At 57.8% G+C, this 6,788-nt stretch carries 7 protein-coding genes; all 7 read right to left on the bottom strand.

Annotation, left to right across the window (positions count from 1 at the left end; genetic code table 11):
* Positions 1 to 528: 528 nt before the first annotated feature.
* The 7 genes from GVL50_RS21290 to GVL50_RS21260 all read right to left on the bottom strand — a co-directional run bounded on the left by GVL50_RS21290 (position 529) and on the right by GVL50_RS21260 (position 6,638).
* On the bottom strand, positions 529 to 1,272 hold the full coding sequence (locus GVL50_RS21290) for a helix-turn-helix transcriptional regulator (protein WP_053124215.1): 744 nt from the start codon (positions 1,270 to 1,272) through the stop codon (positions 529 to 531).
* A 222-nt stretch (positions 1,273 to 1,494) separates the two neighbouring features.
* Positions 1,495 to 2,022, bottom strand: coding sequence for an inorganic diphosphatase (gene ppa / locus GVL50_RS21285; protein WP_159814972.1), 528 nt, complete (start codon positions 2,020 to 2,022; stop codon positions 1,495 to 1,497).
* A 121-nt stretch (positions 2,023 to 2,143) separates the two neighbouring features.
* Positions 2,144 to 2,956 (bottom strand): zinc-dependent peptidase, encoded by an 813-nt coding sequence (locus GVL50_RS21280; protein WP_159814971.1) that lies wholly within the window; start codon positions 2,954 to 2,956, stop codon positions 2,144 to 2,146.
* Between the two features lie 3 nt (positions 2,957 to 2,959).
* Positions 2,960 to 3,610, bottom strand: a complete 651-nt coding sequence (locus GVL50_RS21275) for a DedA family protein (RefSeq protein ID WP_053124211.1) — start codon at positions 3,608 to 3,610, stop codon at positions 2,960 to 2,962.
* A 225-nt stretch (positions 3,611 to 3,835) separates the two neighbouring features.
* Complete coding sequence (locus GVL50_RS21270; RefSeq protein WP_003228592.1) at positions 3,836 to 4,297, bottom strand: N-acetyltransferase; 462 nt, start codon at positions 4,295 to 4,297, stop codon at positions 3,836 to 3,838.
* 116 nt (positions 4,298 to 4,413) lie between these two features.
* Positions 4,414 to 5,247, bottom strand: a complete 834-nt coding sequence (gene eutC, locus GVL50_RS21265; protein ID WP_371926023.1) for an ethanolamine ammonia-lyase subunit EutC — start codon at positions 5,245 to 5,247, stop codon at positions 4,414 to 4,416.
* Positions 5,244 to 6,638, bottom strand: coding sequence for an ethanolamine ammonia-lyase subunit EutB (locus GVL50_RS21260; protein ID WP_159814969.1), 1,395 nt, complete (start codon positions 6,636 to 6,638; stop codon positions 5,244 to 5,246). Before GVL50_RS21260 ends, eutC begins: the two co-directional genes overlap by 4 nt.
* Positions 6,639 to 6,788: the final 150 nt, after the last annotated feature.

Raw genomic sequence — 6,788 nt, 5'->3', positions numbered from 1 at the left:
CATCCCGAACTCAGCAGTGAAACGATGCATCGCCGATGGTAGTGTGGGGTTTCCCCATGTGAGAGTAGGTCATCGTCAAGATTAAATTCCGAAACCCCAATTGCGAAAGCAGTTGGGGTTTTGTTTTGCCCGCAGGAAAGTCACCGAAAGAGTTTTTAACAAGACAATGGACAGCCGCCACCCAGCGCGCCGCAACCTGACAGGCCGAAGTGAGCCAGCAGCGAGGGAATTAACAGGTGAGTGTCTTTCTGGCAGGCATTAAAAAGCCGGCTTGTGGCCGGCTTCTCGGGGACTGGCTTGGTTCATTTTTGGTAAACCGCGCCAGCCTTCAAAACGTACACCCGGATCTTGCGTCCGGCTGTGGGACTTGGTCAGAGGTTGGTCTGCCGCGTCGGGCGCTATCAGAACCGCAGGGCGGGTCGATGCGCAAATGTGGGGCGAAGGATACTGATTTTTACCGCAGATTCCCAGCCCGAAGTGCGGATTAGAGCTGTCAAAGCATCAGAAAGCGTTGTGCACTGACGATCATTAGAGAAACGGCACCACCGGCCGACGCTTGCTCAGTGTCGACCACCAGAACACCCAGCCCAGAATATGAATTCGCTGCTCGTCCAGTTGCGCGGCACGGAAGATCTCGTCCGGGTACTCGGCACTGTTGTGGCTACGCAGGCGCAAGCCATTGCCCGGCATGCGATGCAGATACTTGATGCGCAACATCCCGTCGTGTTCGATCGCATAGATCTCGCCATCGACGACCTGAGTCAGTCCTCGATCAATGGCAACGATGGATCCGTCTTCGATTCGCTCGGCCATGCTGTTGCCGATCATGCGTGCACAGATAGCGTCAGAGTGTTTTATTTCAAGTTGATCCAGCTGTGCGCGAAGCAGGCGGATGGATTGATCCGTATCTTCAATGACGTGTGTTTTGCCGGTATCGGTGAGAGGTTTCTCATTGAAAAACACCAGGTCGATGTCGTTGGGATCAATGACCGTATAGACGCCGCGCACAGATTGGGCGTCGAAGGTGTCGCCATTGCTGGCAGGGGCATGGAGGCGCGGCGACTCCTTGTGGCCTTCGCCAGTCTTCAGCCATTCGCTGTTCACGGACAGCAGGCGTGAGACCTCTTCCATGCGATACGCCGGGACGCCCCGGGTGTACCAGTTGTGGACATTTTGGGCTTCCGTGCCCCAGAACTTTGCGAATCCCGTGGTGGAGATGTTCGCTGCTTCCAGGAGTGCCTTGAATCTTGGACCGCTCGTGTTCTTTCTCATAAACACGGAGTCTACGGCCGTGCCAGAGCGGTTTGAATAAACCGGGCGTTCAAAAGCAGGCTGAATTTTACGACGGGATGTAAGACGTTCTTGTGGGAAATTAAACAGGTCACAACAATATCAAGAGAGCGATAAACAGCCTGTTGAAGCGGCTGGCTTACGTCGATAAAAAAACCCCGGATCTCCGGGGTTTTCTTCAAGCATCACGCGAGTCGAAGCGTCTTAGCCTTTGTAGGCTGCAACCGACTTGGTGATTGCTTCGCGGGCGGCGTCTGCACCAGCCCAGCCTTCGATCTTGACCCATTTGCCTTTTTCGAGATCTTTGTAGTTCGCGAAGAAGTGCTCGATCTGCTGGATCAGCAGAGGCGGCAGGTCGGTGTATTCCTTAACGTCCACGTACAGCTGGGACAGCTTGTTGTGTGGCACTGCGATGACTTTGGCATCGCCGCCGCCGTCGTCGGTCATGTTCAGGATGCCAACCGGACGTGCACGGATAACCGAGCCTGGCGCAACCGGGTAAGGGGTTACAACCAGCACGTCGAGGGGGTCACCGTCGTCAGCCAGGGTGTTCGGGATGTAACCGTAGTTGGCCGGGTAGAACATTGGGGTGGCCATGAAACGGTCAACGAACAGGCAATCGCTGTCTTTGTCGATTTCGTATTTGATCGGCGCGTGGTTGGCCGGAATCTCGATCGCGACGTAGATGTCGTTCGGCAGGTCTTTGCCAGCCGGAATCTTGCTGTAGCTCATTGGGCGTTGCCCCCGTAGTTGACCAAAAACACTTGGCCGGATTGACCAAAAAGTGGCGGCGATTATAGGCATATTTTGCCGTCGACGCCATTCACCGAAAGTCCTGAAGGTCGTGCAGACCTTAGTCGTGAGCCTGATAGACCGGGTCGCTCGCCTGAAGTTGCCGCAACCTGCTCAATGGATCCTGACGATAGAAAAGTCGCAACTGCTCATAGACCTGTGGATAAGTCTCATGGAGCAGATCGGGTGCGCTGAAGAAGTACTCACTGGTGACGGCAAAGAACTCTGCCGGATTCTCAGCCGCGTAAGGATCGATCGCGGTCTCGGCGTCGGGATTACGCTCAAGCTGACCATCAAGATCATCGTAAGCGGCCTGCATCACCTCGGCCCAGTCGCTGACGCGCATGTCCGCGTGCAGCGGTGGCAGGCCATTGGCATCGCCATTGAGCATGTCGAGTTTGTGCGCCAGCTCGTGGATCACCAAGTTGTAACCTTCCCAGCCACCACTGGCCATCACCCCAGGCCAGGCGAGAATAATCGGCCCCTGCTGCCAGGCTTCGCCGCTGTGTTCGCCATCCCATTCGTGCTCGACGCCGCTGGCATCGCGGTGTCGTTGCGGGCTGACAAAGTCATCGGGATAAAGGACGATTTCGTGGAAGCCCTGATACCAGTTCAGATCGCCAAGATTGAGCAGCGGCAATTGCGCCTGCACGGCGAGCAGCAGGCGTTGTTCCTGATGCAGTTCGACGCCGGGCAGGGCGGTCAGGTGTTTTTCTTCGAGGAACAGGACGCAGGCTTCGCGCAGCCACTGATCTTCGGCAGCAGTGATGCCGTCAAGAAAACTCAGGTGGTGGCGCACCCGTTGCCACATGTCGTCGGCAATCGGGTGCTTGGCGAGGATGCGTCGACGCCGCCAGGCGCTTAGCGACCACATCGCTTAGTGCGATTGGGCTTTGGTGCCGCCAAAACGGCTGCGCACCACGCCGATGATCATCGGAATGAGAGACAGCAAGATGATCGCAACAACCAGCAACGACAGGTTCTTCTTGATGAACGGAACGTTGCCGAAGAAGTAGCCCAGCGTCACGAGGCCGCCCACCCAGAGGATCGTACCCAGAACACTGAAACCGAAGAAGCGCGGATACGGCATACGCGCAACGCCTGCCACGAACGGAGCGAAGGTACGGATGATCGGTAGAAAGCGCGCAAGCGTTACGGTTTTGCCGCCGTGCTTGTCGTAGAAGTCATGGGTCTTTTGCAGATAGTCACGACGGAAGATTTTCGAGTTCGGATTGCTGAACAGCTTCTCGCCGGCCGTTCGTCCGATCACGTAATTGGTGCTGTCGCCGAGGATCGCCGCGAGCATCAGCAAACCGCCCAGCAGTACTGGATCCATGCCGCCGCCGGCCGCTACAGCGCCGGCGATGAATAGCAGTGAATCACCCGGCAGGAATGGCATCACCACCAGACCGGTTTCGCAGAAAATCACCAGAAACAGGATGGCGTAGATCCACGGCCCGTAGTTGTTAACCAGCAAATCGAGATAAACGTCGAGATGCAGGATCAGGTCGAGCGGGTTGAAATCCATGGAGGCACCTGTATGGCGGCCCGACTCGGCAGGCCTGTGCGGATAACTTCGTGTAAGCCTACAGCGAGGTGTAGTTTTTCTTACAAGCTGGGAAGCTCGAGATTATACGGCCTGAAACATCAAAAGCGCGTTGGTTTTGTAGCGAGGGATGTCGGTGTGTGAGTAATTGTCAGGGAGTGGATCGCAGCCCCTGCAGGAGCTGCCGAAGGCTGCGATCTTTTGACTTCAGAGCTCGTCGCTGATCGGCAACACGTAGTTCTTGAACTCGGTGTCTTCCTTGAACCCAATTGATTCGTAGGTTTTCTGCGCCACTTCGTTGTTGCTGCTGGTGGACACGCGCATGCGTACAGCCTGGGTTTCCTTGGCCATCTTCTTCGCAGTGCGGATCAGATTGTCGGCGACGAGTTGGCGGCGCGCGTCTTCGGCGACGTAGATGTCGTTGAGGATCCACACGCGCTTCAGTGACAGCGATGAAAAGCTCGGATAGAGCTGACAGAAACCCATGAGCTTTTTGTCGTCATCATCGGCCAGCGCCAGATAAATCACCGATTCCTTGCGTCGCAGACGCTTTTCGAGAAAAGCGCGGGACGAGTCGGGATAAGGCAGGGAGCCATAAAACTCGCGGTATTTGACGAACAACGGCGTGAGCAAATCAAGGTGTTCGAGGGTCGCTTGGATAATCCGCATGTCAGGTCTCGTCCTTCAAGTGGCTGTCTTCACGTGCTGTGACGGCGACGGGAAACCCTGGCGGCCGTGCATCGATCCTGCCTCAAACAGGATCAGAAACGCAATGCAGAAACGGTTCAGTTTGGCGGCGGATCCAGTAGGAAGTTTCCTTTCATGTCCTGGCCAGCATCCGACGCCAGCGTCTGAACTTGTGCTTCATCCTTCAGATTGACCCCCGACAGCTGCCGCCGGCACGCCTCGCGCATCAGGTACAGCAAGCGATGCGCCGCCATGCCGTAGCTCAAACCCTCCAGCCGGACATTGGAAATGCAGTTGCGATAGGCATCGGTCAGACCAACTTTTGGGTTGTAGGTGAAATACAGCCCCAAGCTGTCCGGCGAACTGAGCCCCGGGCGCTCACCAATCAGCATCACCACCATTTTCGCGCCGAGCAACTGGCCGATTTCATCGCCGATGGCGACGCGGCCCTGTTCCACCAAGACCACCGGGGCGATTGACCAGCCATCGCCGCTCATTTGTTCTTCCAGCCGGGTGATAAACGGCAGCGTGTGGCGATGCACTGCCAGTGCCGACAAGCCATCTGCGACGACAATGACCAGATCGACCCCGCCGGGGTGCGCGGCCAAGTAGTCGCGAAGACTTTGCGCCGAGTCATCGCTGAGTTTGCGTCCCAGATCCGGGCGTTGCAGGTAGCTGTTGCGATCCAGCGCCGCACTGTGAAGCAGCAAACTCTCACGCCCTCGTTCACTTAATTGCGCACTGAGCCCCGCGTGATCAAACGGCAAATGCACCGCATCTCGCGCCTGAGCGTGAGCAAACTGGAAATCCAGTTGCGCGCTGGTCGGCAGACTGGTGCCGGTGCGGCCAAGGGCGATCCGCGCCGGGGTCAGGCGGCGCAGTTGCAGCCAAGGGTTTTGCGGATCGACGGGCGGTTTATCCATGCGACTCATCCCAGTTGCGCCAGCGCTTGGCGGAAGGCCGGCGGCAGGTTGTTACCGAAGCGAACCTTGCCGTCCGCCTGCGTGAAGATGCCCATGTTCGCCAACCATTGTTCAAATTCCGGGGCTGGTTTCAGGCCCAGTGTCTGGCGAGCATAGAGCGCGTCATGAAACGAAGTTGTCTGGTAATTGAGCATGATGTCGTCGGAGCCGGGGATGCCCATGATGAAGTTGATCCCGGCGACACCGAGCAGAGTCAGCAGGGTGTCCATGTCGTCCTGATCGGCTTCGGCGTGGTTGGTGTAGCAGATGTCGCAACCCATCGGCACGCCGAGGAGCTTGCCGCAGAAGTGGTCTTCGAGGCCGGCGCGGATGATCTGTTTGCCGTTGTAGAGGTATTCCGGGCCGATAAATCCTACGACGGTGTTCACCAGAAACGGTTTGAAATGCCGTGCCACGGCATAGGCTCGGGTCTCGCAGGTCTGTTGATCGACACCGTGATGAGCGTTGGCCGACAGCGCGCTGCCCTGACCGGTTTCGAAATACATCAGGTTTTGCCCGAGGGTGCCGCGATTCAGGCTCAGACCTGCGTCGTAACCTTCCTGCAAGACATTCAGATTGATACCGAAACTGGCGTTGGCCGCTTCGGTGCCGGCAATCGACTGGAACACCAGGTCCAGCGGCACGCCCCGGTTGATCGCCTCGATCGAGGTGGTGACGTGGGTGAGCACGCAGGCTTGAGTCGGAATGTCGTAGCGCTGGATGATCGCGTCGAGCATTTCCAGCATCGCGCAAATCGAGGCAATGCTGTCGGTGGCCGGGTTGATGCCGATCATCGCATCGCCGTTGCCGTAGAGCAGGCCGTCGAGAATGCTCGCGGCGATGCCGGAGGGGTCGTCGGTCGGGTGGTTCGGTTGCAGACGCGTGGACAGGCGCCCGCGCAGGCCGAGAGTGCCGCGAAATTTCGTCACCACGCGGATCTTCTGCGCGACCAATACCAAATCCTGCACGCGCATGATTTTCGACACGGCGGCGACCATTTCCGGCGTCAGGCCGGGGGCGAGGTTGCGCAGGCTGGTTTCATCGGCGGCGTCGCTGAGCAGCCAGTCGCGGAAGCCGCCGACGGTGAGGTGGCTGACCACGGCGAAGGCCTGTTTGTCGTGGGTGTCGATGATCAGTCGGGTGACTTCATCGGATTCGTAGGGGATCAGCGCTTCTTGCAGGAAATGCGTGAGCGGGATGTCGGCCAACGCCATTTGTGCCGCCACGCGTTCGCCGTCATTGAGCGCGGCGACGCCGGCGAGGAAATCCCCGGAGCGCGCCGGGTTGGCCTTGGCCATGACGTCCTTGAGGCTGTCGAAGCGATAGGTCTGGGCGCCGACGGAATGGGCGAATGCGGCCACGATATCCTCCTGTAATCGATAAACCCCTATAGGAGCTGCCGAAGGCTGCGATCTTTTGACTTTGATTTTCTAAAAACAAGATCAAAAGATCGCAGCCTGCGGCAGCTCCTACAGGGTTCCAGCACAGTGCCTGAATGGGCGCTGTGCACT

The organism is Pseudomonas sp. 18058 (assembly GCF_902706155.1).
In the GTDB taxonomy this organism is placed as follows: Bacteria; Pseudomonadota; Gammaproteobacteria; order Pseudomonadales; family Pseudomonadaceae; genus Aquipseudomonas; species Aquipseudomonas rustica.
The sequence above is the reverse complement of the archived record's forward strand: the minus strand, read 5'-3'. Positions and strand labels throughout refer to the sequence as shown.

Excerpts from the sequence above, each read along its gene's own strand:
- GVL50_RS21290 (WP_053124215.1), bottom strand. The coding sequence starts at position 1,272 with ATGAGAAAGAACACGAGCGGTCCAAGATTCAAGGCACTCCTGGAAGCA.
- ppa (WP_159814972.1), bottom strand. The coding sequence starts at position 2,022 with ATGAGCTACAGCAAGATTCCGGCTGGCAAAGACCTGCCGAACGACATC.
- GVL50_RS21280 (WP_159814971.1), bottom strand. The coding sequence starts at position 2,956 with ATGTGGTCGCTAAGCGCCTGGCGGCGTCGACGCATCCTCGCCAAGCAC.
- GVL50_RS21275 (WP_053124211.1), bottom strand. The coding sequence starts at position 3,610 with ATGGATTTCAACCCGCTCGACCTGATCCTGCATCTCGACGTTTATCTC.
- GVL50_RS21270 (WP_003228592.1), bottom strand. The coding sequence starts at position 4,297 with ATGCGGATTATCCAAGCGACCCTCGAACACCTTGATTTGCTCACGCCG.
- eutC (WP_371926023.1), bottom strand. The coding sequence starts at position 5,247 with ATGAGTCGCATGGATAAACCGCCCGTCGATCCGCAAAACCCTTGGCTG.